Here is a 1,764-nt window from a genome sequence, read left to right as displayed (position 1 = left end):
TATATTAATGAGTTTTCCAATGCTATCGAGGCATCAAAAACCAAAAAACGGGAAGACCATTTCAGAAGATTATCGCTATTTGCATTTATAGTTTCTGCAGTAATTATATTCATACTGGCTATGGTGTTGCCTGTTTTGGTTCAGATCGAAAAAAACACGCGCAGTTTATTTCAGTTGGGTGTGGCCGTACCGACAGGCGCGACTCCGGTCACCAAAACTTCAGTACTTGCAGAGACGCCGCAAGTGCCGAAAAACCTATGTCCCAAATGCCATGCACCGGTAACTGAGGATGATGTGTTTTGTGGAAACTGTGGGGCTGACCTGCGCTGACGTTTAACTGAACCCATTATTTACTGGAGAGCTTCTCATGACGCAAACATCGACGAATAATAATTATGCTGAATCACAAGATATAAATTTCGGCATATTAATTAAAGCGCTTCAAGGGCTGACCATGTTTAGGCCTATGGCCATTCTTTCCATCTCCCTATTTATTGGATTTGTGGCCTTGTTAATCTTGGGGCGCATAGGTTCGAGTGTGGGTGGCGTTGGTGCCGCGCTCTTCGCCTTCTTGGGGGCTCTGCTGTTTGCGGCATTTACCGGGGCAGGCTATCTTGGCGCGGGATTCAGCCTGTCTGCTGTTGTTCAGGGGCGCGAGACGCCCGGCATTAGTTCCAGTATTTTATTTGGCATCTACACCCTGCCACGCTTGATCGGATTGATACTGATCGAGATGCTTATCCTGGTTGGTTTGTTGATTGTCGAAGTTATTTTGATTGAAATCTGTCGAATCCCGATACTCGGGGGGCTATTATCCTTGATGGTTTTTCCGGGCTTATTCGTAATTAATGTCGCGTTGACAGCAATGTTTCTCGTGGCCGTAAACTTGAGTGGCCCGGCTCTATGGTTTGGGGAAACCGTCAGTAATGCCTTGGGACATGTGGTTGCCGTAGCTAAAAGCCGTCCCGGACCGGTATTTTTTGTTTTATTGTTGCTTTTTTTGCTTTATCTGATAGTGGCTGCCATTCTGGGCGGACTCGCCACCTATGCAGCTTCCTTTACGGGTGGATTGGTCATTGGCGGCATGGGTGGGGCGGTGCAGAGTGCTGTAGATGGTTTTTCAGGATTATTAAGTATGGCTCAATTCCCTATGGGTGATTCCTATTATAACGCGATGAGTTATATGGGTTATCATCCTTCTTTTAATAGCAGCCTTTATGTGTATTCCTTGTTGATTGCTGCTGCTGCTTTTTTTGTGGTGGTAGTTGCTATTCCAAATACTGTACTGCAGCTCGGTCTGGCCTACCTTTATGACGACAGCACCCGCCTTGTGGATAAGGAAGCGGGCAATGCCATGGTTGGTAAGGTCATGCAAAAAATGGGATCAGCGGCGGAAGCTGCGCGGAGAAAGGCAGAAGAAGCTACTCAGCAAGCACGCCAGCATGCTCAAAATATGGCGGATAAGAGCCGGAGACCTGTCGATGAAAAAGCATCTCCTGAATCTGCTGCCGGAAAAACGAGTTTCTGCAAGCAATGTGGCGCGACGTTGGATTTGGATGAAAAATTCTGTGGTGAGTGTGGTACACCTACTGGACGTTAAATAGTCAGGTTTTTTGCTGTTTGCCGAAAAACCGGCGAAACAGGACCAGATACATTCCCTGCAAGGCGACGGCCAATAAAAACGGGGTCACCAGCATTTCGGCTTCAAAGAACAGTCCGGCAATGCTGGGTCCGATGGCTCTGGGTGCTTGCAGGGATAAACTG

General features: G+C 47.5%; 2 protein-coding genes. Both read left to right on the top strand.

What is annotated here, in order from left to right; all coding sequences use genetic code 11:
* A partial coding sequence (locus AC2VLY_RS00200) for a zinc ribbon domain-containing protein (RefSeq protein WP_486921573.1) occupies positions 1 to 330 on the top strand: 330 nt, incomplete at its 5' end.
* Between the two features lie 37 nt (positions 331 to 367).
* Positions 368 to 1,600: a zinc ribbon domain-containing protein gene (locus tag AC2VLY_RS00195; RefSeq protein WP_486893545.1), complete on the top strand. Its 1,233-nt coding sequence runs from the start codon at positions 368 to 370 to the stop codon at positions 1,598 to 1,600.
* Positions 1,601 to 1,764 lie beyond the last annotated feature (164 nt).

The sequence above is a fragment of the Acidithiobacillus sp. TH-A36 genome (genome assembly GCF_057473445.1).
The sequence above is the reverse complement of the archived record's forward strand: the minus strand, read 5'-3'. Positions and strand labels throughout refer to the sequence as shown.

Excerpts from the sequence above, each read along its gene's own strand:
- AC2VLY_RS00195 (WP_486893545.1), top strand. The coding sequence starts at position 368 with ATGACGCAAACATCGACGAATAATAATTATGCTGAATCACAAGATATA.